We start from the raw sequence: 22,698 nt of genomic DNA on the forward strand, positions 1-22,698 counted from the left end.
GCCTGACCGGGTCCGGCCGTGTTCGCGCCGGCCGCGTCAGTCCTTGCGTTGCCACTGACTGAACGACACCGGCCGGTGCGCGTCGGCGCGCGTGACGGTGACGCGATCGGGCTGGTCGTCGAGCGGAAACGATTCGGTGACGACCTGGTTCGAAAATAACCACCCGTGCGTATGCGGGTCATAGCGGAACGTCACGTAGTCGCTCCAGTGCTGCCCGCACGCGACGAAGTTCTGCACGGTGAAAAAGCGGCCTTTTACGGCAAAGCCGCTGTCGGCGGCCTCTTCGGGATCGAACGGGTCGCACTGGCCGCCTTCGTCCGCGCGCAGCACGACCTGGTCGTTGCGCGCGACGAGCCGGAACGCGTGATCCGGTTGCTCCTCGAAGATCAGCAGCGGCCGCGGCGACGGCTGCTCGCGCGTATCGACCGCCCGATGCACGACGACGAGGAAGCTGTGCCGCCCATTGTCGAGATCCGGCCCGGTATGCGCGAGCAGCGGCTGGTAGCCGGGCGGCAACTGCGCGGCGATCGACTGGGGCAGGTCGCCGGCGCGGGCGTCGAGCGACAGCGCGGCAAGCAGCGGGAGGAGCACGAAGGGCAGGCGGGAAACGCGCATGGCGGGGTGTCCGGTCGAAAGGAGGTAAGCGCTGCCGATGGCGTGGCGGCTACAGGTCCCGCCCGAGAAACTCGGTGCCCGGCACCGGATTGAACGCGACGGGCGGCGCGGGCGTGAAGCCGAGCGACGCATACAGTTTCCGGGCCGCGACGAACTCGGGCAGCACGTCGAGGCACATGCGCGCATAGCCGGCCGCCTTCGCATCGCGCAGCAGCCGTTCGACGAGCCGGCGGCCGACGTTCAGCCCGCGCGCTTCGGGGCGCACGTAGACGCGTTTCATCTCGCACGTCGTGTCGTCGATCTCGCGAAACGCCGCGCAGCCCACCGCGCGCCCGCCTTGCCATGCGAGCAGCAGTTGCCCACGCGGCGCCGCGTACTTGCCGGGCAGCGCGGCGATCTCGGACGCGTAGTCCTGGAAGTCGAGGCTGACGGTCGGGCTGGCGATGGTCTCGCGGAAGATCGCGTCGACGACGCGGGCGTCGTCGGGATAGCGGGCGGGGCGGATCTCGATCATGGGGGGCGCGAATGACGGGAAACAGGGCCAGCATAGCAGCGCGAGGCGGCTTTCGGCCATGCGCGAAGCGTGCCAGAATCAGCGCTTCGGCCGTTGGAAACGACCCGCAGGCGCCGGCGATTCGGCGTCGCTCACCAAGGAGACTTCGATGACTGCATCGGCTGCCGTACTCGCCATCCTGGCTGCGCTGTTTCTCGGCGCGATGATTCCGGGTCCGAGCTTCGTCCTGGTTGCGCGCAATTCGATCGGGTTGTCGCGCCGCGACGGGCTGGCCACCGCGCTCGGCATGGGCATCGGCGGCATTGTGTTCGGCGGGGTCGCGCTGGCCGGGCTCTATACGCTGCTGCAGGCCGTCGAATGGTTGTACGTGGGCCTCAAGCTGGCGGGCGGCGCGTACCTGATCTACATGGCGTCGAAGATCTGGCGCGGCGCCGACCGGCCGATCGCGATGGACGATCCGCAGGCGATCGCCGGCGGCAGCGCGCGCAAGTCGTTCTGGACGGGCCTCACGACCCAGCTCAGCAACCCGAAGACGGCGATCTGGTACGGCAGCATCTTCGCGGCGCTGCTCCCGCAGCATCCGCCGCTGTGGTGCTACCTGGCGCTGCCGCCGCTCGTGTTCGGCGTCGAGTTCGGCTGGTACACGATCGTCGCGCTGTGCTTTTCCACGCGCCGGCCGCGCGAACTCTACCTGCGCGCGAAGAAGTGGGTCGATCGCGTTGCTGCCGGCGCGATCACGCTGCTCGGGCTGCGACTGATCCTGAATGCACCGAAAGCGGGCATCTGACCGCTTCCATTCCCGATCTGCATCGCCCGGCGGCCGGCCATTCCCTTGGCTGGCCGCCGGCGCGCACCGCGCGAACGCGCCTCGGCATCAGGCTTCGCTGAACCGCGCCAGCAACGCCGCGAACCGCGTGTCATCAGGAAACACCTTCACTTCATACCGCACCGGCTGATGCCCGGTGGCCGTCATCAGGTCGCCGCACGTGTGCAGCAGCTCGGCCATCGGCACGTAGGCGGACTGCCCCGTCGACGCGCGATGGAGCGCGACGATGTCCGTCTCGGGCAGCAGCGTATGCACGCCGTCGCTCCACACGCCGACGCTGAACAGGCTGCCGTCCTGGCGCTTGTACACCGAGTAGGTCGCCACGAAGATGTCGGTGCCGTCGCGTTCGTGCGTGTCGTTGAGCAGCATCCGCTGATCCTGGTAGTCGCCCGCGCGCTCGCCGATGCGCAGCGCGTGCAGCTTCGCTTCGAGCCCTTCCGGCACGAAGCGCCGCCAGGCGGTGCCGTCCCAGCGCAGCATCAGCGGCGGCAGCGGGCGCGGCTGCGCCTGCGCCTGTTCGGCGAGGTCGACCATCGCCGCGAGCCCGGCCGGATTGCGATCGCCGGTGAGCAGCAGCACCGCGCGGTTCGGCGCCATCACGACCGGCGCGCCGGCGATCGGCTGACGGTGGAGCAGGTCGGTGAGCAGCAGCCGCGCTGCGTCGTAGGAATCGTCGAATTGCGACAGGAAGACCCCGTTCGGCAGCGCGGCCCACGGCTTCGACGATTCGGCCCGCAGGTTGTCGATCGCGATGTCGCAGGCTTCGTCGAACGACACGCCCCATTGGTCGAGCGTCGCGGTCGGCAGGCGCGCGATGTTGAACTCGCCGTCGTACGCGATGCCGATCTCGATGTTCTCGCACAGCGGCCGGAACGCGAGCGCCGTGATGCCGGGCCGCCCGGCCAGTTGCAGCTCGGCCACGCAGCGCTCGGTCGCGCTGCGGATCACGGGGCGCAGCTTCGCGCGCGCCACGGCGAAATCCTTGGGGATTTCGTGTTGCATCATCGCGCTCGCCTGCCGCTTCAGCACGGTGTCCCGCTCGGACGGCTTCGCGGCCGCGTAGTCGCGGAACAGGTTGTGCAGGTTGATGATGTTCGACGGGGCATCCGACTGGACGAGACAGCCCTTCTCGTCCTCGTGGCGCCAGGTGCGTGTGTCGCCCGACGCGCGCAGCGCGGCGATCAGGCGTTCGGCGAAGGCCTGCGGGGTCGGCGGTTTGCCGAAACGGTCGCGCAGGCGCGTGACGAGATTGGCAAGCATCGTGTGCGGTCGGGCCGGGCCCGTCTGTTGTCGTCGTGGGTCGGTGGCGCCCGGTCTCGGCGGCGCAGCCCGCGGCCGGCACGCGTGGCTCGACGGGTGCTGCGATGGTAGCGCAACGCGACAGGTATCGTCGGACGATATTCGAAACCTGCTGGCGACACGGCTGAAGGCAAGGACGAGGGCAAGGGCAAGGACGAGGGCAAGGGCAAGGGCAAGGGCAAGGGCAAGGGCAAGGGCAAGGACGAGGGCAAGGGCAAGGGCAAGGGCAAGGGCAAGGGCAAGGGCAAGGGCGCGGCGGGACCGTCGCCGCAGCAGTCCCCGGTCGCCCGCCAGGCCTTGCGCGGCGGGCGTTCGCGTGTGCCGCATGCCGCGCCGAACGGCGCCACCTCCCCGATTCTGGCGGCCGACGTCCCGGCGACGTGTAAACTGCTGCCTTTTTTGACGGTTTGCAGCATGGTGCAAGCATCTCCGCGCCCGGCGCTGAGCGGCCCGGCGCTCGTCCGGCTGCTCGCGCGCCTGGCTGATGCCGACGTCGCGGAATCCCGGCAGACGCTGTCCGACCGGCTGAGCCAGTGGCTCGGCTGGACCGACGCGATCACGTTGTCGTCCGCGCTGAACGCGAGCCCGCCCGGCGTCGCGGCCGGCGTGCGCGGCTACGACGCGGAGCGCGACTGCGCACGTGTGCGCCACGAGCTCGCGCAGGCGATCACGGCTACCAACCGGCCGCGAGCACGGCGCCGGCCCGGCGATCCGCCGCCGCCGGCCGCCGACACGGCCGATTTCGCGGATTTCCGCCAGCGTTATCTGTCCCTGCAGCAGGACATGGAAACGGCGATCGGCCAGCTGCGCGGCCGCCTGCGGGTCGCGGTCGCCGCGCGCTCGGCCGGGATGGCGCGGCTCGCGACGCTCGACGCGATCATGGAGCGCGTGCTCGGCGCGCGCGAGCGCAGCCTGCTGTCGGCCATCCCCGCGCTGCTCGCCACGCGTTTCGGGCGGCTGCGCGACGCGGAGCGGCAGGCGCTGGCAGACGCCGAATCCGCGGCCGCGGCCACGGCCACAGCCGCCCCGGCCGATGACGGCGCGGTGGTGGCCGAGGGCGCGGCCGTCGCGGCGATCGTGCCCGGCGCATGGCTCGATACGTTTCGCGACGAGATGCAAGGCATCCTGCTTGCCGAACTCGAAGTCCGGTTTCAAACGGTAGACGGGCTGCTCGCGGCCCTTCGCACCAGCTAATCAACACGCTATGTCCAGAATTCGCCTTGATCTCGTTGTCTTCGTCGTCGGTCTGCTCGCTGTGGGCTGGATCGGCGTCGGCTATGTCGCGTCGAACCCGCTGGCGTCGGCCGTTACGCTGCTGATCGCCGCGTGCTACGTCGCCGGCGCGTGGGAACTGCTGCGCTACCGGCAGGCCACCGCCACGCTGTCGCGCGCGGTCGCCGGCTTGACCGAGCCGCCCGCGAAGCTCGACGCGTGGCTCGACACGCTGCACCCGGGCCTGCGCGGCGCCGTGCGCGCGCGGGTCGAAGGCGCGCGCGTCGCGCTGCCGGGCCCGTCGCTCACGCCTTACCTCGTCGGGCTGCTCGTGCTGCTCGGCATGCTCGGCACGCTGCTCGGGATGGTCGTCACGCTGAAGGGCACCGGCGCCGCGCTCGAAAGCGCGACCGATCTCGACGCGATCCGCGCGTCGTTGATCGCGCCGGTGAAGGGTCTCGGGTTCGCGTTCGGCACGTCGATCGCCGGCGTCGCGACGTCGGCGATGCTCGGGCTGCTGTCCGCGCTCGCGCGCCGCGAGCGGATCGATGCGGCCCAGCAGCTCGACGCGAAGATCGCGACGACGTTGCGCGTGCATTCTTCCGCGCACCAGCGCGACGAGTCGTTCCGGCTGCTGCAGCGCCAGGCCGACGTGATGCCGGCGCTGGTCGACCGGTTGCAGACGATGATGACGACGCTCGAGGCACGCAGCGTCGCGCTGCACGATCGCCAGATCGAAAGCCAGCAGGCGTTTTTCGACCGAACCGAGCGCGCGTATGCGGGCCTCGCGTCGAATGTCGGCGATGCGCTGAAGGAAAGCGCCGCCGAAAGCGCGCGCGTGGCCGGCGCCGCGCTGCAGCCGGTCGTCGCCGCGACGATGACGGGGCTCGCGCAGGAGATGGCCGCGCTGCGCGATACCGTGACGGGTGCCGTGCAGCGTCAGCTCGACGGGCTGACGGACGGCTTCGAGAAGACCACCGGCAACGTGACGGCCGTCTGGAACCGCGCGCTCGACGAACAGCGTCGCGCGGGCGACGCCGTCGCGCAGCAACTGCAGACGACGCTCGGCCAGTTCACCGACACGTTCGCGCAGCGTTCGACGGATCTGCTCGACGGCGTGGCGACGCGCCTCGAATCGACGGAAAGCCGCCTGTCGGACGCATGGCGCGATGCGCTGTCGCGCCAGGAGCAGGTCGGCGAGACGCTGGCCGCGCAGCATGCGCGCGCGCTGGGCGAGGCCGCCGCGACGTTCGAGCGCCATTCGGGCGCGACGCTCGCCGCGATGCGCGAGTCGCACGCGGGGCTGCAGACCGACCTGGCGGCGCGCGACGAACAGCGTCTTGCCGCGTGGAACGATTCGCTGGCCGCGATGGCCGCGAAGCTCGGCGACGAATGGCAGCGCGCGGGCGTGCACAGTGCCGGCCGTCAGCAGGAAATCTGCGACGCGCTCGCACAAACGACGCGCGACCTCGCCATGCAGGCGTCGACGTTCGAACAACGCTCGAACGAACTGCTGTCGACGATTCGCGATTCGCACACGGGGCTGCAGACGCAACTGGCGGCGCGTGACGAAGCACGCCTGTCGGCCTGGAACGCCTCGCTGGCCGAGATGGCCGCGAAGCTCGGCGACGAATGGCAGCGCGCGGGCGTGCACAGCGCGGGCCGCCAGCAGGAAATCTGCGATGCACTCGCACAAACGACGCGTGACCTCGCCACGCAGGCGTCGACGTTCGAACAACGCTCGAACGAACTGCTGTCGACGATCCGCGATTCGCACACGGGGCTGCAGACGCAACTCGCCGCACGCGACGAACAGCGCCTGTCCGCGTGGAACGACTCGCTGGCGGCAATGGCCGCGAAGCTCGGCGACGAATGGCAGCGCGCGGGCGTGCATAGTGCGGGCCGTCAGCAGGAAATCTGCGATGCGCTCGCACAAACGACGCGCGATCTGACCACGCAGGCGTCGACGTTCGAACAACGCTCGAACGAACTGCTGTCGACGATCCGCGATTCGCATGTCGGCTTGCAGACGCAACTCGCCGCGCGTGACGAAGCACGCCTCACCGCATGGAGCGAGTCGCTGGCCGCGATGGCCGCGAAGCTCGGTGACGAATGGCAGCGCGCGGGCGTGCATAGCGCGGGCCGCCAGCAGGAAATCTGCGATGCACTCGCACAAACGACGCGTGACCTCGCCACGCAGGCGTCGACGTTCGAACAACGCTCGAACGAATTGCTGTCGACGATCCGCGATTCGCACACGGGCCTGCAGACGCAACTCGCCGCGCGTGACGAAGCACGCCTCGCCGCATGGAACGACTCGCTCGCCGCGATGGCGGCCGCGCTGCGTGACGAATGGGCGCAAATGAGCGCGCAGGCCGCGACGCGCCAGCAGGACATCTGCGACACGCTGGCCCGCACCGCGAACGACATCACCGCGCAGGCGCAGGTGCATGCGAGCGACACGATCAACGAGATCGCGCGCCTCGTGCAGGCTGCATCGGAGGCGCCGAAGGCCGCGGCCGACGTCGTCGCCGAGCTGCGCCAGCGCCTGTCCGACAGCCTGGTGCACGATACCGCGATGCTTGAGGAACGCAGCCGCCTGCTCGCGACGCTCGAAACGCTGCTCGGTGCGGTCAACCACGCGTCGACCGAACAGCGCACCGCGATCGACGCACTCGTCAGCACGTCGGCGGACCTGCTCGACCGCGTCGGCGCGCGCTTCAACGACACCGTCGATGCCGAGACGCGCAAGCTCGACTCGGTGGCCGCACAGGTCACGGCAGGCGCTGTCGAGGTCGCGAGCCTCGGCGATGCGTTCGGGATGGCCGTGCAGGTATTCGGCGAGTCGAACGACAAGCTGCTGACCCATCTGCAACGCATCGAGGCCGCGCTCGAGAAATCGCTCGCGCGCAGCGACGAGCAGCTCGAGTATTACGTCGCGCAGGCGCGCGAGGTGATCGACCTGAGCATGATGTCGCAGAAGCAGATCGTCGAAGACCTGCAGCAGCTCGCCGGCCGGCGGGCGAGCGTCGGAGCGTAACGCATGCATGACGAAATCGACGGCGGCGCGTCCTCCGCGCCGGTGTGGCCCGCGTTCGCCGACCTGATGTCGGTGCTGCTCGGCGCGTTCGTGCTGATCCTCGTCGGCGTGATCGGCATGCAGCTTCAGCTCACGTCGAAGCTCGAGGAAGCCGTGCGCGCGCGGCAGCTCGAAGCGCAGCAGCGCAAGTCGCTCGAGCAGGCGCTCGCCGGGCCGCTCGCGGCTGGCCGCGTGACGTTCGTGAACGGCCGCATCGGCATCAGCGGCAATGTGCTGTTTGCGCTGAACTCGGACCAGTTGCAGCCCGCGGGCCGCGACCTGCTGAAGACGCTGGCCGCGCCGCTGGGCGCTTACCTGAAGACGCGCGACGAGATCCTGATGGTCAGTGGCTTCGCCGACGACCAGCAGGTGCATGCGGGCAACCGCCTGTTCGCGGACAACTGGGAGCTGTCGGCCAAGCGCGCGTTGACGGTCACGCGTGCGCTGATCGACGCCGGCGTACCGGCGTCGTCGGTGTTCGCGGCCGCGTTCGGTTCCGAGCAGCCGGTCAGCTCGAATGCGGACGACGAAGGCCGCGCGAAGAACCGCCGCGTGGAGATCGCGCCGGTGCCGCGCAAGTCCGCGTCGAACGGAGGGAAGGCGCAGTGACCGGTGACGCGACACACGTCCGAGCGATGCTCGACGCATGGCGCGAGCAGGGTGCCGACCGGCTCGATCCGGTGCGCTTTCACCGGATCGACGCGCTCGAACGGCGTGCGGCCGCGCTCGAAGGCGACGCACGCGCGTTGCTCGACGCGCGTCTGGCGACGTTGCTCGAAGGCTTCGCGGAAGTTGTCGCGCGCGCCGATGAAACGGCAGCCGCGAGCGGCGCGGCGGATGCGCCCGCGCGCGGCGCGCTGGCGGAACTCGTCGAGCGGCTCGCGCGCGGCGCGCTGGCGGAACTCGTCGAGCGGCTCGCGCGCGACGCGCAGGCCGACCGGCGCGGGCTCGATCCCGAACTGGTCGACTACTTCCGCTCGCTGTGGTCGAAAGTCCGCACGGAACAGCAGTACCGTCAGTCGCTCGACCAGGTTCCGCGCAACGCGGGGCCGCTCAATTCGAACAGTCTCGTGCACCGGTCGCTCGCGACGATGCGCGAGTTGTCGCCGGCTTATCTGCAGCAGTTCCTGTCGTATGTCGACGCGCTCGCGTGGCTCGAGGATCTCGCCGGCGGCGGCGCGCAGCCCGAGAAGGAAGCGCCGCGCGCGAAGGCGGTGAAGAAGGTCGCGCGGAGCAGGAGCCGCTAGCCCGCCACCTCGTGCGGCGGCGGTCCGGACTCGCTACATCGACACCAGGCCCGATGTCGTCGCGTTCCGATACCGGGCCGCGCTGATGAACTTCGAAAAGCGCTCGCACCAGATCACGACCGACGTGTACTGCGCGGGATTCACGTCGGCGGGAAGCGGCACGACGAAGTTGCCGAATGTCTTCAGGTCGGCCACGCGCGCGGCGCGCGCCTTGATCGCGAGGAACGACGCGCGGGTATCGACGAATTCCGGCACGAGATAGATCTTGTAATCCGGCCCCGGCGCGATGTCGCCCTCGAAGGCGATCGACGAGTCGGTGATGGTCAGCTTGCCGTCGGCCCAGTGCAGCGCGTCACTGCCCGGCAGGCCGCGTTCGAAACGGCCGGTATGACGCGCGTTTTCGGCGGCCACCTGCAGTTCGACGGCGCTTGCGCCTTCCGATGCCGTCAGGATCGGAAGGACGTAGATGCCCGCGGCGAATGCCACGAGCCCCGTCGCGAAATGCGACGCGATCAGTATCCAGATTCTGGTTTTCATGTCGGACCCCATGAGCGGAAACGGAGGGTGGCGCAGGGCCACGCCCCGGTAGTCGCGCGGGTCGGCAAAATCTGACACCAGGCCGGCATTTATTTGCGTATGCCGTATACACGGGGCAGGGCGCCCGGCAGCCGCATGGCGACACGATGTCGAAAATTTTCCGCCGGCGCGTGTCATCTTTGCGCTCGCGGGGCGACTCACTCTCCGTCGACAACGTCGTCGACGCTCAGGAGAGATCAGATGAACAAGCTTGCCCTGTATGTTCTCGCGACGGTTGCCGCGACTGCTTCCATTTCCGTTTCCGCATGGGCCGCGCCGGAGTCCACCGTGACGCGCGCGGACGTCACGGCCGAATTGGCCGCCGTGCGCGCGGCCGGCTACCGTCAGACCGGCGAAGATCCGCACTATCCGGTACGCCTCGCCGAAGTGCTGACGAAGATCGGTTCGACTGGCCCGTCGACGGCCGATACGAGCGGATACGGGACGATGTCGCCGACCGCGAGCGAATCGGGCTCGGTTGCCCGCGATCTGTCGATCTATCGTGGACGATGAGCCGGGCCGGACATGACGCCTGTCGACGGGCGTCTTGTCCAATTATTCCGGACTGCGATGTGTTTTAGGCTGCGTGACGTCAGCGCGACGACTCGCCTTTCGAAATTGCCGCGCGCAACGCGTGCAACGCATCAACCAGCGCGGATGCGAACGGCGGATGCGTGGCGATGCCCGCCGCGTCGAGTTGACTGCCGAGCACCGGCAGCGTGATCGACGCGCGTTCGACAATGTGCGCCGACATCACTGCCAGCGTTTCCCGCAGCGCCGCGTCCGCATGCGTCGCGCGCGGCGACGCATTCAGCACCGCGACCGGTTTGTATACGAACGCTTCGCATCCCACGACCCAGTCCAGCGCATTCTTCATGACGCCCGTCACGCCGTGTGCGTATTCGGGGCTCGCGATCAGCACGCCGTCGGCCGCGTTCAGGCGCTCGATCAGGTCGCGCACGGCGGCAGGCGACGGGTATTCGGCATCAGGATTGAACAGCGGAAATTCGCCGAGACGATCGAAGCGCACGATGCGCATGCCGCTCGGCGCGACGAGCGCGGCCGCATCGAGCAGCGCGGCGTTGTACGACTGCGCGCGGAGGCTGCCGCACAGCGCGACGATGTTGATGTGACGGGTGGGATCGGTAGCCATCGGTGAGTATTCGGGACGCGATGCGTGGAGCGGACGCATTATCGCACCGGCGCGTGATTGCCGCGGGATCGGATCGCAAGCGCTAGAATCGCGGCATCGATTTTGTCGGCCCTGGGAATTCTTTGACGAATGGTTCGCTCATGACGCGCTGGAGTTATCTGACAAGTGTTGCCGTCACGGTGCTGATGAGCGCTTGCGCCGGCCCTTCTTCCAAACATGACGAGGTCTTGCGCCCGCCGGGCGATCCGGAGGTGCAGGCCGTTCTCGCGGAGATTGCCGGTTCCGCGAATCATCCAGTCTGTGATCCGGCGCATTTGAAAATGGAGATCGCAGAGGCCACCCGGATGGTCCAGCAGCAGCGTAACCTGGACGCATTCGACCAATCCGAGCGTCTTGCAGCGTCGTTTGCATTTTGCGGACCGCAAAGAAAGTGGGAATTGGCCACGACGTCGGAATTCGTGGGGGGGCAACTTGCCGTCGCTGTCCTGATGCAGTCGAGATTGCCGGAGCAGCAGCGAAATCACGACGCAATCGAGCGGGATATGCGCCGGGCCGGCATGCTCTTGCAATACGCGCGCCAGTCTCCGGGCGATCGATCGGAGGCCGAGCAGGATTGGCGGATTCTTGAACGCGGCCGCCAGGCGCTTCAGCGCGCGAATCCGTAACGCGCCCCGGCGAAGATGCGGGATGGCCGTTTTCCATGGATGCGGGGGCGTCGGGTCGCGCGTATTCCGGCATGTCCGGCGCGCACCGGTCTCCTGTAAAACGTGAAGAGCAGCCGTCGCGATCGATGTTTGGCAATGCCAACGGGATACGACAGTACCCGCTATCGCGTCGATCCCGTTGCCATGTCGGTCATTCCGACCGCAAGCGCGAATGCTTCGAGGTTCCATCGCGTGCCGAGCATCAGCCGCCGCGTATGCAGCGCGCCGTGTACGTCGTCGGCGATGGTTTCGCCAAGATAACGCAGCGCACGCCCTTCGATATCGACGAAGCCGTGCCGGTAGTCCTGCGCGAGCGCCGTCCACAACTGCGCAGCGCCGACCGACTGGCGCGCGCCGCTGATCAGGCACAGGCCCGCGTCGAGCGCCCAGCGATACAACGTCGTCGCGAGGCCCTTGCGCTGCGCTGAGCCGCGCAGCCGCGTATGCGGCGCGCGCAGGTAGCGGTCGGCGCGGCGCGGGATTTCGGGCAGGCGGTTGAACACCGTATAGCCGGCGAGCTGGCGCGCGGCCGGATCTTCGACATACAGGAAGTACTCGCCGTCCGCCTCGCGGTGGCGGACGATCAGGCCGGAGCGGCCGAGCGCGACGGCCGGCAGGCCGTGCAGGCGATGGCCTGGCTGGTGCAGACGCGCGTAGAGCGTGTCGAGTTCATCGTCGATGTCGTGCTGGGAATGCTGTACGTCGATACGCATGGCAAAGGTCGCCCGTCCCGGGCGGTCCGAGAAAGTGGTTCATCGCAGAAGGGGAAGGGAATGGCTGCGGCCCCCGGGCTCGGCGAAGCGAGCCGGGGCCGCGAATCAGCTGGGGATGTGCTGGAAACCGGCGGCGATCGCGGCGAGGCCCGCGATGCAGAGTGCGAACAGGATCAGGACTTTTTGGATCACGTCTCTCTCCTCATGAATGCGCGGCGCCGACGGGCGGCATCGCGGAGACGGTGAGCGGCGGGCACGGCCCGCACGGCCGTCGTGCGGGACGACGGTCGAAGGTCCGGGCGGCAGCGCGCGGGTCGGGCGCCGGAGAGCACGCGGACGGGCAGCACCATACGCGACGTGATTCGGGAGGGCAATCGGACTAGGGGAGAAAAGCGACGAATCGCGGGGATTCGGGGTGTTTCGCGACGATTGGTCGCAAGGGGGAGCGCAAATTCGCCCGCGCGAGCAGGAAGTGCGTTCCGGCATCACACGCGTGCTTTTGTTGCGTGCTCACGACAATGCAGTCGCTACATCGATTCGGCCGCGAAACGTCTCGCTCAAACGCCCGTTGTTTGGCGAGATTGTCAATAAGGAATGTGAACGATCAATTCGGGATAGGAGGAATGGAGAGGGCAGCCCTCCGGGATGAAGTGAGAAAACCCCGCGTTTGATTGACGATGACAAAGCGCGGATATGCCCGATTTCCGCTTGTTTGAACGGCTTCGTCATCGAGCGATTGATGTGGTGCCGATCACGGGACGGCTACGGATATCGAATTATCTCAAATATCGGGGGCGTTTTTAAAATAGATTCCAATTGTTGAATAGTGGTGGGGAATTGCGAGCCATTTTGATCAGCACACGACTCTGAAGCGCGAGAAACCGAGGCGTACCTACCCGGAAAGTCGATTGCGGCCATTCCGGAGCGACGCGACTTTATCAATTCCTGACAATGTACTGACAAATGTTTCGATATATTTCGGCGGGAGAGACCAATCAAGTTCGCTACGACCTGAGTGACGAAAAGGCGGGGAAATTCGGGTGCGTCGATCCCGGCGTTGCCAACCTCTTCGTTACCTGTCGCGGCGTTCCAAACTTATTCGCCTGGTGCGTAAAAGCGCGCCCGCCGTACCATGAACAAGAACCAATATCGTCTGGTATTCAGCCGCGTACGTGGCATGTTGATCGCAGTCGCAGAGACGGCCAGCTCGTCGGGGAACCCAAGCCGTGGAGAAGCCGTCCACGTTGCACAGCCGCCGCGCGTAGGGGTGAGGTTCGCGCTGCGCCACGCGGCGTTTGCGGTGCTGCTTGCGGCGGGCGTGGCGCCACGCTGGGTGCAGGCACAGGTGGTGGGCGCAGGGGCGAATGCACCGTCGGTCGTGCAGACTCCGAACGGTTTGCCACAGGTCAATATCAACAAGCCTAGCGGGGCCGGTGTTTCGCTGAATACCTATTCCCAGTTCGACGTTCAGAAACCCGGCGTGATCGTAAACAACTCGCCGGTGATGACGAACACGCAGCAGGCCGGCTATATCAACGGCAACCCGAATTTTGGCGCACACGATGCAGCCAGAATCATCATCAATCAAGTCAACAGCAACAACCCTTCGCAATTGAGGGGGTATGTCGAGATCGCCGGCCAGCGGGCCGAGATGATTATTTCGAACCCGTCTGGTCTGGTGGTCGATGGTGGCGGCTTCATCAACACGTCGCGCGCCATTCTCACGACCGGAACCCCCAATCTGAATGCGGACGGATCGCTGGCCGGTTTCAACACGACGCGCGGCCTCATTACGGTGCAAGGCGCCGGCCTGAATGCGAAGAATGTCGACCAGGTGGATCTGATTGCCAGGGCCGTTCAAACCAATGCGGCCATTTACGCGAACAACCTGAACGTGGTGGCCGGCGCGAATCAGGTTAATCACGACACGCTTCAGGCGACCCGAATTCAGGGTGAAGGCGCCGCGCCGGCCGTCGCAATCGATGTCGGTCAATTGGGCGGCATGTACAGCAACCGGATTTTCCTGGTCGGCACCGAGGGCGGTGTCGGGGTTCGGAACGCCGGCACGATCGCTGCCGATGCGATGGGCCTGACGCTGACGACGGCCGGACGGCTGGTACAGTCCGGCAAGGTGAGCTCGCTCGGCAACGTCGTGGTATCGGCCGCGGGCGGGGTCGAGAACAGCGGCACGACCTATGGCCAGCAGTCTGTTGTACTGAATACCGGTGCCGACGTAGTGAACTCCGGTACGCTCGCCGCACAGCACAACGTGGGCGTGAATGCCGGTTCGCTGGATTCAACCGGTACACTCGGCGCGGGCGTGAACAGCGACGGTGCCGTCACGCAAGCGGGGGACCTGCAACTTGCGACGACAGGCCAGCTGAATGCGACCGGCAAGAACATTGCGGGTGGCAACCTGTCGGCGACGGGCCACGATGTGAATCTCGCCGGCAGCACGACGGCCGCGAACGGCAACCTGTCGCTGAACGCGACGGCCGGCGACGTGAACCTGTCGAACGCGACGACGAGCGCGCAAGGCGCCATTCAGGCGAACGCATCGGGCACCGTGATCAACGATCACGGCCGCCTGTCGAGCGGCGGCAGCACGACGCTGACCGGTGGCAATCTGTCGAACCAGAGTGGCAAGGTTTCATCGCAGAGGCCTCTGTCGGTCAACGTGGCTGGCCAGATCGCCAACCAGTCCGGCGAACTGGTATCCGAGAGCACGGCGGACGTGCGTGGCGGCGCCATCGCGAACAATCAGGGCTCTCTCCAAAGCGCGGCCGGCATGACGGTGGCCGGCACGTCGCTGGACAACACGGCTGGGCGGATCACGTCGCTCAATGGCGACGGTTTGTCGGTGACGACGAGCGGCCAATTGACCAATGCGGCGGGGACCACCGCGAACGGTGCGCAAGGCGGTGTCATTGGCGGTAACGGCGATGTGTCGGTCCAGGGCGCAAACGTTGTCAATCGCGGTGCGATCACCTCCAACACGAATCTTCGGGTATCGGGCCAGTCGGTCGACAACGGCAGCGGTACGCTGCAGGCTGCGCAAAAGGTTGCTGTCGATGCGGGCGCGCGCCTGATCAACAACGGCGGCTCGATCGTCGGTCAGACGGCAACGGTCAGTGGAACAACGCTCGACAACAGCGCGGGCACCGTGCAGGCGGGCCAGGTTTCGTTGAACGCGACCGACCTCGTGAATCACGGCGGCACGATTACGCAGACCGGCGCCGGGGCGATGAACGTGAACGTGTCGGGCACGCTCGACAATTCCACCGGTGGCACGCTGCAAACCAACAGTACCGACCTGACGCTCGCGCCAACGGCAATCGTCAACGACGGCGGCACAATCACGCATGCCGGCAACGGGACGCTGACGCTCGGCGGTGGTACGGGGTCGGTGTCGAACGTCGGTGGCGCGATTGCCAGCAACGGGCGCGTGACCGCGCAAACCGGCACGCTGAACAACGCGTCGGGTTCGATCAGCGCGCAGAACGGACTGACGGCAACCGTCGACGGTACGCTGAACAACGCGAGCGGCAAGCTGTTGTCGAATACGGATCTGGGCGTCACCAGCAGTACGCTGGCGAACGACGGCGGCCAGATCGGCGCGAGCACGAACGCGACGATCCACACCGGTTCGATGACGAATCAGGGCGGTTCGATCGTCGGGCCGAACCTGTCGGTCACCGCCGATTCGACGCTGGACAACAGCGGCGGCAAGCTCGAAGCCAATCAGCTTGCGCTGACCGCCGCCAACCTCGTGAACCACGGCGGCACGATCACGCAGTATGGACCGTCGGCGATGGGGATGAACGTCAGCGGCACGCTCGACAACTCGGCTGCCGGCGTGATCCAGACCAACAGCACGGACTTGACGCTCACGCCGGCCGAGCTGAACAACGCGGGCGGCACCATTACACACGCTGGTACGGGTGCTTTGACGATCACACCGGGCAATGGAGCCAGCGCGTTGAACAACGCGTCGGGCACCATCGTGACGAAGGGACAAGCCATCGTCAACGCGGCTACCTGGAACAACGCCGGCGGTATTCTCGCGGCGCAGCGCGGCATCCACGCGACCATTGCCGGCGACGTGAACAACGCACAGGGTCTGCTGCGATCCGACGCGTCGCTGTCGTTGAAGAACGGCGGTGCGCTGTCGAACCGCGGCGGGCATGTCCAGGCCGGGCAATCGACTGCGGGCGACACCAGCACGCTCGCCATTCAATCGGCCTCGATCGACAACGCGGACGGCGCCATCGTCGACCTCGGCGCGGGCAAGATGACGGTGCAAGGCGGCAGCCAAATTGCCAACAGCCACGCCGGCGGCGTATCGGGCATGGGGGCGATTACCGGCAACGGCGACGTGACGATCGGCGCAGCGTCGATCAGCAACACGCAAGGCGGCCAGCTCAGCGGCGCATCGCTTCGTGTCCAGGGCAACACCTTGGACAACAGTGGCGGCACTATCGGCAACGTCACGAATTCGAACGGCGACGTGAACGTCACGACGACCGGCGCGATCACGAATACGGGCGGTCAGATCAGCTCGACGCACGACTTGTCGGTCGCGGCTGCCACGCTGCAAGGCGGTGGCACATATAGCGCGACGCATGACGCCAACGTGAACCTGCAGGGCGACTACACGGCGGCGGCCGACACGCAGTTCAACGTCGGTCACGATCTTGCCTTCACGTTACCCGGCACCTTCACGAACAACGCGAACCTGCAGTCGGTCAACAACCTGAGCGTCAACGCGGGCAACATCGTCAACGTGGGCGCCCTGACTGCCGGCGGTCTGCTGCACACGCAGTCGACCAACCTGACCAATACCGGCGCGCTCGTGGGCGCGAGCGTGTCGCTTAACGCGACGAATACGATCTCGAACCTCGGCCCGACCGCGTTGATTGGCGGTTCAGATAGCAACGGCACGCTCGAAATCCTCGCGCACGACATCGAAAACCGCGACGACACGACCGCGACCGATTCGATGGCGACGACAGCCATCTTCGGGATGGGCAAGGTCGTGCTGGCTGGCGGGAAGGACGCAAGCGGCAACTACACGAACGCGGCGCTCGTCAACAATGTGTCGGCCCTGATCCAGTCGAGCGGCGACATGGAACTGCACGCGGACAAGGTGACGAGCACCCGCCGCGCGATGAAGACGTCCACCAGCCAGATCGATCCGGCATTGCTCGCGCAGTTCGGTATTCCGATCAGCGGTCGCACGGGCCAGATCGGCGTGAAGGATCCGGACAGCATCGGCGGCGTCTATACCGAGCCGCCTCATGGCGGTCAGTGGAACAGCACGTATCAGTTCACGACCTACTACGCGGACAGCGCGACGGCGACGACCGTGACGGACATCAGCCCGGCCGCGCAGATCGTGTCGGGCGGCAAGATCGATGCGTCGTCGGTCGGCACGCTGCAAAACTACTGGAGCAACCTCGCGGCGGTCGGCGATATCAAGATGCCGGCCTACTACGACGCCGACGGCTGGGCGGCGTCCGGCCAGAAGCTGCCGGGCGTGTCGGTTTCCTACTCGGGCCAATATCACTACAACAACTACGACAACACGGAACACGACTGGCAATTGCCGTTCGGCAACGCGCCGTTCGTGACCGGTCGCCCGGGCGGTTACACGCAGGCGGCACCGGCCTCGATCAAGGATTACAAACTACCGAAATACGACTCGACGTTGAGTTCGAACGGCACGATTTCGGGCACGGGTGTCAGCGTCAACAACGCGGCGGGCAACGCCTCGATTCCGTCGCTCGGCTTGCTGCCGGGGCAGTCGGTGCCGGGTCTCACCCCCACCAACCTGAGCGGTAACGCGAGCGGCGCGAAATCGGGTGCGTCGGCCGTGCACGGTGGCCCGTCGGCGCCGGTCGATCCGATCATCGCCAGTGCAACGGCATTGATCGTGCTGAACAACCTCACCATTCCGCAAGGCGGCTTGTTCAAGCCGACGACTGCGCCGAATGCGGGCTACGTGATCGAAACGAATCCGGCGTTCACGAACCAGAAGAATTTCATTTCGAGCGACTACTTCTTCAGTCAGCTTGGCGTCGACCTGACTCATATCCCGAAGCGGCTCGGCGACGGTTTTTACGAGCAACAGCTCGTGCGCAACGAGATCACATCGCTGACCGGCAAGGCAGTGCTGGGGCCGTACACGGACCTGCAGACGATGTACCAGTCGTTGATGGCGGCCGGCGCGGATCTGTCGAAGTCGCTCGATCTGCCGATCGGAGCCAGCCTGTCGGCCGATCAGGTGTCGAAGCTGACCAGCAACGTGATCATGATGGAAACGCGGGTGGTCGACGGCCAGTCGGTGCTGGTGCCGGTTGTGTATCTCGCGAAGGCCAGTCAGCAGAACATCGATGGGCCGTTGATCAGCGCGACGAACATCGACTTCCAGAACGCGCAGTCGTTCACGAACAGCGGCACGATCAAGGCGGACAACGCGCTGGCGATCCAGGGTAAGCAGATCGACAACGCGTTCGGCGCGCTGCAAAGCGGCGGACTGATGTCGTTGAAGACCGAGAACAACATCGACCTGACATCTGCGAATGTGAAGGCCGGCAGTCTGCAGCTCGATGCCGGGAAGGACCTGATTCTCGATACGGCGACGAAGACGAATACCCGGGTGAGCCGCGACGGCGCGACGAGCGTGGTGACGACGCTCGGGCCGATGGCGAAACTCGACGTCGCAGGTGACGCGTCGATCACGACGGGTGGCAACTTCCAGCAGAACGCGGGCAATTTGTCGGTCGGTGGCAATCTCGGCATGAATGTCGGCGGTAACTGGGATCTCGGCGCGGTGCAGACGGGCGAGCACAAGATCGTGCAGCGCGCGAACGGCGTGTCCAACACCGACATCAACAAGGTTACCGGTAGCTCGGTGACAGTCGGTGGGCAATCTAATGTCGTCGTGGGTGGCGATCTGACGACGAAGGGCGCGCAGATCGACCTCGGGCAGGGTGGAACGATCGCGGCCAAAGGTAACGTCACGCTGGGCGCGGCGAGCGCGACGTCGACCGTAAACAGCAATAGCTCGGGTAGTGACAGTCACGGCAGCTATGCGGAAACGCTGCATACGTCGGACCAGGCGCTGACCGGGACGATGCTCAAGGGCGGCGATACGGTCAATATCGTCTCGGGCAAGGACATTACCGTCAGCGGCAGTGCGATCAGCCTCGACAAGGGCAACGCGAACTTGCTGGCGGCCGGCGATGTGAATGTCGGCACGGCAACCGAGACGCATGAGCTGAACTCACACGAGACGCATAGCCACAGCAATGTGGTGAGCGGGTCGAAGGTCGCAAGCGGAATCGACCAGACGGCGACCTATAGCCAGGGCAGTACGATTTCGGCGGATGGCGTGACGGTCACGAGCGGCCGGGACATCAACGTGACGGGCAGTAATATCGTCGGTACAAACGATGTGTCGCTGTCGGCTGCGCGGGACGTGAACATCAAGACCTCGCAGGACACGATTCAATCGTCTACCTATTACGACAAAAAGGAAACCGGCCTGATGTCGAATGGGGGCCTCTCGGTGTCGGTCGGTTCTCGTTCGAACTCGGACAAGCAGCAGTCTTCATCGGTGACAAGCAACGGCAGTGCGATTGGAGCACTGAACGGCAACCTGACTGTGAGTGCGGGCAACGATTTGCACGCGACCGGCAGCATCCTGCATGCGGGCAACGACGTGAATCTTGCCGGCAAGACCGTGAAGATCGACGCCGCGACGGATACATCCAACTTCGCAGAGCAGCAGCAGTTTCGTCAGGCCGGCGTGACGGTGGGCGTGACGAATCCGGTCGTGGCCGCGGTGCAGACTGGTCGGCAGATGACGAACGCTGCGCAAAGCGTGGGTGGCGATCCGCGCTTGATCGCACTGGCAGCCGCCACGACGGGCCTTGCGGCGAAGAACACCTATGACTCGCTGAAGCAGATGGGCGGCGACCCGGTGAAAGCCGCGACAAGTGTCGGGATCAACGTGTCGGTCGGCGCGAGCAAGAGCGACAGCCAAATGCAGGCACAGTCGAACACTGCGGTGGGGAGTACCGTGTCGGCAGGCCGCAACGTGACGATCGCTGCCGCTGGCGCCGGCAAGGACAGCAATATCGACGTGATCGGCAGCACGATTTCTGCAGGCAACAATGCGAAGTTGGCCGCCGAAGGCAATGTGAACCTTCAGGCGGCAGAAAATACCAGTAGCCAGCACAGTACGAACAGTGGGTCGAGTGCGTCGGTGGGCGTGTCGTTCACGGTCGGCGACAAGTCGGGGATAGCCTTCACGGCGGGCGTTGCAGGCAATCGAGGCAACGCGGATGGGGATTCGTCGACGTGGACGAATACGCACGTGGCTGCAGGCAACCAGCTTGCAATCCAGTCGGGCGGCGATACGAATCTGAAGGGCGCGGTCGTGTCAGGCAAACAGGTGGTTGCCGATGTCGGCGGTAACCTGAACATCGAGAGCCTGCAGGACAAGGATCACTATGATTCGAAGCAGCAGAGCGCCGGTATTTCGGCGAGCGTGTGTGCGCCGCCGCTTTGCGCCGGGAAGTCGAGCGTGGCGGGCAGTGTCGGCCAGACCAAGATGAACAGCGATTACGCAAGTGTGATCGAGCAATCGGGAATCAAGGCGGGTGATGGCGGTTTCCAGGTCGATGTGAAGGGCAATACCGATCTCAAAGGCAGTGTGATCGCGAGCAGCGACAAGGCAGTGCAGGACAACCTGAACAAACTGACGACCGGCACCCTCACCCATAGCGACATCGAGAACCACGCATCGTACGACGCATCGTCGGTCGGGCTCTCGGGCGGCTATGGCGGCACTATCGGCAAGGATCAGAAAGGCACGGCGGATAACGTGAATCCGGTGCCGGGAACCAGTGTGCCGAGCAAGGGCGGGGTGTCGGTTGCGCCGCCAGTGGTGATGGGCGCATCAGGTGACGCGAGCTCGACCACGAAGAGCGGTGTGAGCGGTGGTACGGTCACGATTACAGACGGCGCGAAGCAACAGCAACTGACGGGCGAGACCGCCGCCGAAGCGGTAGCGAACATCAATCGCGACACGTCGAACACGAGCAGTGCGCTCGCGCCGATCTTCGACAAGGACAAGATTCAGGCCGGGTTCGACATCACGAGCCAGTTTATCAACCAGGTCGGGACCTTCGTCGACAATCGATTGAAGGAAGCGGACGCGGCACAGACTGCCGCCAAGAATCCGAATTTGACGCCCGAGCAACGATTGCAGGCGCAGCAGCAGGCCGACCAGTTGACGGCGGAATGGGGCCCAGGCGGTACGTACCGGCAAGTGCTGTCCGCACTGACCGCAGCTGCGGGCGGCAACGTTACCGGCGGCGCCGGTCAGTTTGCGCAGGCCGGTGTGGTGAATTACCTGCAGCAGCAAGGTGCATCGTACATCGGCAAGCTGGTCGAAAACGGCACCGTGACGGAAGGTAGCCCGCTGCATGCAGCGCTGCACGCGATTGTGGGGTGCGCTGGTGCGGCGGCTAGTAGCCAGAGCTGCGGCGCTGGGGCGATGGGCGCGGCGGCATCCAGTCTGCTGACCAATCTGTTTGCACCGCCTACTCCCGACATGACCGAGCAGGAGAAGGAAGCGAAACAGAATCTGATTTCGTCCATCGTGGCAGGTGTGGCGGCGGAATCGGGCGTGGGCGGTGCTTCGGGCGCGGCCACGGCAACGACCAGCGCGACAGCTGCCGCGCAGAACAATTGGCTCGCGACCGAACAGCGCGTTCAGATGCAAAAGGATCTGGTTGCCTGTAACGGCAACCTCGGATGTCAGTTGCAGACCAACGCGAAGTGGTTCGCGGTCAGCGGGAAGCAGGATTTGCTTACGGCTGGGGGCGTGTGGAAGGGCTTGAACGAGGCTGCGGTCTTTGACGCCGCTGGGCTCGTGCGTTTTGCGGCCGATCCCGTCGCTGGACTGAAGGGGCTTCAGGCGCTGGTCGAAGATCCCCAGGTGCGCGCTGCGCTCGGCGATCAGATCGTCACCTCGTTGAAGACTCGGATCGCCAGCATGGACAATGCGCTGACGGTCGGCGGCGACGCGAATGCCGAGCAACTCGGGCGCGATTTAGGCAATCTTCTGTGGCAGGCTACGAGTGTCGTCACGGCGGCCAAAGGCGCGGTCGAAGCAAGTGCGACCCTCGGTCGAGTAGGGCTGGACGTGACGGCTGGTGCGCTCGAGACCCTCGCACGCCGGGCACCGCCACTTGTGACTGGCACGATGGCCGATATGGCGGGTAGCTATCGCTTCACGGCGGATCAGTTGCCGGCGTTGTCGACTATTTGGCGGAACGATGGGAAGCTCGGGGAACAGTTGTCATCTCAACTGATGAAGGAAGCGACTGGGCAGAATTTTGTGCCGATCCAGAACGCATCCGGACATGGCATTGATTTGGTCTATATCGATCAGCAGACCAGGACGATTTATCATGTCGAGGTGAAAACCGTTACCGGTGATCGGATTCCCATCACACCGGAGGATGATCTCACTGGTCGATTTGGAAATTGGATTGGACAGGCGTCTCAAGGTAAGCTCAGTGGGCAAGTATTGCCGCAAGATGCTGTTGACCTGGCGAACCGGATTGGTAAGGCGCAGGACGAAGGTTATACGGTTAGTCACAATGTCATGCAGGTCCAAATTCCTCGGCCGGGGAGCACTGGTTCGATTTCCGCGAACCTTTTGCCGTGGCCACCTGCAAAATGAG

Annotated in this window: 14 protein-coding genes; 8 read left to right on the top strand and 6 right to left on the bottom strand. The window is 65.6% G+C overall.

Annotation, left to right across the window (positions count from 1 at the left end; translation table 11 throughout):
• Window positions 1-36: 36 nt before the first annotated feature.
• Both HWX39_RS04380 and HWX39_RS04385 read right to left on the bottom strand, forming a co-directional pair.
• Window positions 37-615, bottom strand: coding sequence for a hypothetical protein (locus HWX39_RS04380; RefSeq protein ID WP_175965725.1), 579 nt, complete (start codon window positions 613-615; stop codon window positions 37-39).
• Window positions 616-664: 49 nt separating this feature from the next.
• Window positions 665-1,129 carry a GNAT family N-acetyltransferase gene (locus HWX39_RS04385; protein ID WP_175965726.1) on the bottom strand — a complete coding sequence of 155 codons (465 nt, stop codon included), beginning with the start codon at window positions 1,127-1,129 and terminating at the stop codon, window positions 665-667.
• A gap of 148 nt (window positions 1,130-1,277) precedes the next feature.
• Here HWX39_RS04385 and HWX39_RS04390 point away from each other — a divergent pair, with 148 nt between their 5' ends.
• Window positions 1,278-1,916 carry a LysE family translocator gene (locus tag HWX39_RS04390; protein WP_175965727.1) on the top strand — a complete coding sequence of 213 codons (639 nt, stop codon included), beginning with the start codon at window positions 1,278-1,280 and terminating at the stop codon, window positions 1,914-1,916.
• A gap of 87 nt (window positions 1,917-2,003) precedes the next feature.
• On the opposite strand, the gene HWX39_RS04395 is transcribed toward HWX39_RS04390, so the two are convergent.
• On the bottom strand, window positions 2,004-3,215 hold the full coding sequence (locus tag HWX39_RS04395) for a hypothetical protein (RefSeq protein WP_175965728.1): 1,212 nt from the start codon (window positions 3,213-3,215) through the stop codon (window positions 2,004-2,006).
• A gap of 453 nt (window positions 3,216-3,668) precedes the next feature.
• Here HWX39_RS04395 and HWX39_RS04400 point away from each other — a divergent pair, with 453 nt between their 5' ends.
• Genes HWX39_RS04400 through HWX39_RS04415 form a run of 4 tightly spaced genes read left to right on the top strand, consistent with a single transcriptional unit; the run spans window position 3,669 to window position 8,792 of the window.
• On the top strand, window positions 3,669-4,448 hold the full coding sequence (locus tag HWX39_RS04400; RefSeq protein WP_175965729.1) for a DUF3348 domain-containing protein: 780 nt from the start codon (window positions 3,669-3,671) through the stop codon (window positions 4,446-4,448).
• 10 nt (window positions 4,449-4,458) lie between these two features.
• Window positions 4,459-7,506 carry a DUF802 domain-containing protein gene (locus HWX39_RS04405; RefSeq protein WP_175965730.1) on the top strand — a complete coding sequence of 1,016 codons (3,048 nt, stop codon included), beginning with the start codon at window positions 4,459-4,461 and terminating at the stop codon, window positions 7,504-7,506.
• A 3-nt stretch (window positions 7,507-7,509) separates the two neighbouring features.
• On the top strand, window positions 7,510-8,154 hold the full coding sequence (locus tag HWX39_RS04410; RefSeq protein ID WP_175954149.1) for an OmpA family protein: 645 nt from the start codon (window positions 7,510-7,512) through the stop codon (window positions 8,152-8,154).
• Complete coding sequence (locus HWX39_RS04415; RefSeq protein WP_175965731.1) at window positions 8,151-8,792, top strand: DUF2894 domain-containing protein; 642 nt, start codon at window positions 8,151-8,153, stop codon at window positions 8,790-8,792. Before HWX39_RS04410 ends, HWX39_RS04415 begins: the two co-directional genes overlap by 4 nt.
• Window positions 8,793-8,825: 33 nt before the next feature.
• On the opposite strand, the gene HWX39_RS04420 is transcribed toward HWX39_RS04415, so the two are convergent.
• The gene (locus HWX39_RS04420) at window positions 8,826-9,329 is read right to left on the bottom strand and encodes a DM13 domain-containing protein (RefSeq protein WP_175965732.1); all 504 of its coding nucleotides are present in this window, start codon (window positions 9,327-9,329) and stop codon (window positions 8,826-8,828) included.
• 240 nt (window positions 9,330-9,569) lie between these two features.
• Here HWX39_RS04420 and HWX39_RS04425 point away from each other — a divergent pair, with 240 nt between their 5' ends.
• On the top strand, window positions 9,570-9,881 hold the full coding sequence (locus HWX39_RS04425; protein ID WP_175965733.1) for a DUF4148 domain-containing protein: 312 nt from the start codon (window positions 9,570-9,572) through the stop codon (window positions 9,879-9,881).
• A gap of 79 nt (window positions 9,882-9,960) precedes the next feature.
• On the opposite strand, the gene HWX39_RS04430 is transcribed toward HWX39_RS04425, so the two are convergent.
• The gene (locus HWX39_RS04430; protein WP_175965734.1) at window positions 9,961-10,521 is read right to left on the bottom strand and encodes an NADPH-dependent FMN reductase; all 561 of its coding nucleotides are present in this window, start codon (window positions 10,519-10,521) and stop codon (window positions 9,961-9,963) included.
• Window positions 10,522-10,661: 140 nt separating this feature from the next.
• Here HWX39_RS04430 and HWX39_RS04435 point away from each other — a divergent pair, with 140 nt between their 5' ends.
• Window positions 10,662-11,186: a hypothetical protein gene (locus tag HWX39_RS04435; RefSeq protein WP_175965735.1), complete on the top strand. Its 525-nt coding sequence runs from the start codon at window positions 10,662-10,664 to the stop codon at window positions 11,184-11,186.
• A gap of 161 nt (window positions 11,187-11,347) precedes the next feature.
• Here HWX39_RS04435 and HWX39_RS04440 read toward each other — a convergent pair whose 3' ends face one another.
• Window positions 11,348-11,938 (bottom strand): histone acetyltransferase, encoded by a 591-nt coding sequence (locus HWX39_RS04440; RefSeq protein WP_175965736.1) that lies wholly within the window; start codon window positions 11,936-11,938, stop codon window positions 11,348-11,350.
• Between the two features lie 1,132 nt (window positions 11,939-13,070).
• Between HWX39_RS04440 and HWX39_RS04445 the strand changes: the two genes are divergently transcribed.
• Window positions 13,071-22,697, top strand: coding sequence for a hemagglutinin repeat-containing protein (locus HWX39_RS04445; RefSeq protein WP_244134900.1), 9,627 nt, complete (start codon window positions 13,071-13,073; stop codon window positions 22,695-22,697).
• Window position 22,698 lies beyond the last annotated feature (1 nt).

This window comes from Burkholderia sp. BCC0322 (genome assembly GCF_902833045.1).
In the GTDB taxonomy this organism is placed as follows: Bacteria; Pseudomonadota; Gammaproteobacteria; order Burkholderiales; family Burkholderiaceae; genus Burkholderia.

Bases quoted from the DNA above. Each gene is read 5' to 3' on its own strand.
- HWX39_RS04445 (WP_244134900.1), top strand. From the start codon at position 13,071: ATGAACAAGAACCAATATCGTCTGGTATTCAGCCGCGTACGTGGCATG.
- HWX39_RS04420 (WP_175965732.1), bottom strand. From the start codon at position 9,329: ATGAAAACCAGAATCTGGATACTGATCGCGTCGCATTTCGCGACGGGG.
- HWX39_RS04380 (WP_175965725.1), bottom strand. From the start codon at position 615: ATGCGCGTTTCCCGCCTGCCCTTCGTGCTCCTCCCGCTGCTTGCCGCG.
- HWX39_RS04435 (WP_175965735.1), top strand. From the start codon at position 10,662: ATGACGCGCTGGAGTTATCTGACAAGTGTTGCCGTCACGGTGCTGATG.
- HWX39_RS04400 (WP_175965729.1), top strand. From the start codon at position 3,669: ATGGTGCAAGCATCTCCGCGCCCGGCGCTGAGCGGCCCGGCGCTCGTC.
- HWX39_RS04385 (WP_175965726.1), bottom strand. From the start codon at position 1,129: ATGATCGAGATCCGCCCCGCCCGCTATCCCGACGACGCCCGCGTCGTC.
- HWX39_RS04405 (WP_175965730.1), top strand. From the start codon at position 4,459: ATGTCCAGAATTCGCCTTGATCTCGTTGTCTTCGTCGTCGGTCTGCTC.
- HWX39_RS04395 (WP_175965728.1), bottom strand. From the start codon at position 3,215: ATGCTTGCCAATCTCGTCACGCGCCTGCGCGACCGTTTCGGCAAACCG.
- HWX39_RS04425 (WP_175965733.1), top strand. From the start codon at position 9,570: ATGAACAAGCTTGCCCTGTATGTTCTCGCGACGGTTGCCGCGACTGCT.
- HWX39_RS04430 (WP_175965734.1), bottom strand. From the start codon at position 10,521: ATGGCTACCGATCCCACCCGTCACATCAACATCGTCGCGCTGTGCGGC.
- HWX39_RS04390 (WP_175965727.1), top strand. From the start codon at position 1,278: ATGACTGCATCGGCTGCCGTACTCGCCATCCTGGCTGCGCTGTTTCTC.
- HWX39_RS04440 (WP_175965736.1), bottom strand. From the start codon at position 11,938: ATGCGTATCGACGTACAGCATTCCCAGCACGACATCGACGATGAACTC.
- HWX39_RS04410 (WP_175954149.1), top strand. From the start codon at position 7,510: ATGCATGACGAAATCGACGGCGGCGCGTCCTCCGCGCCGGTGTGGCCC.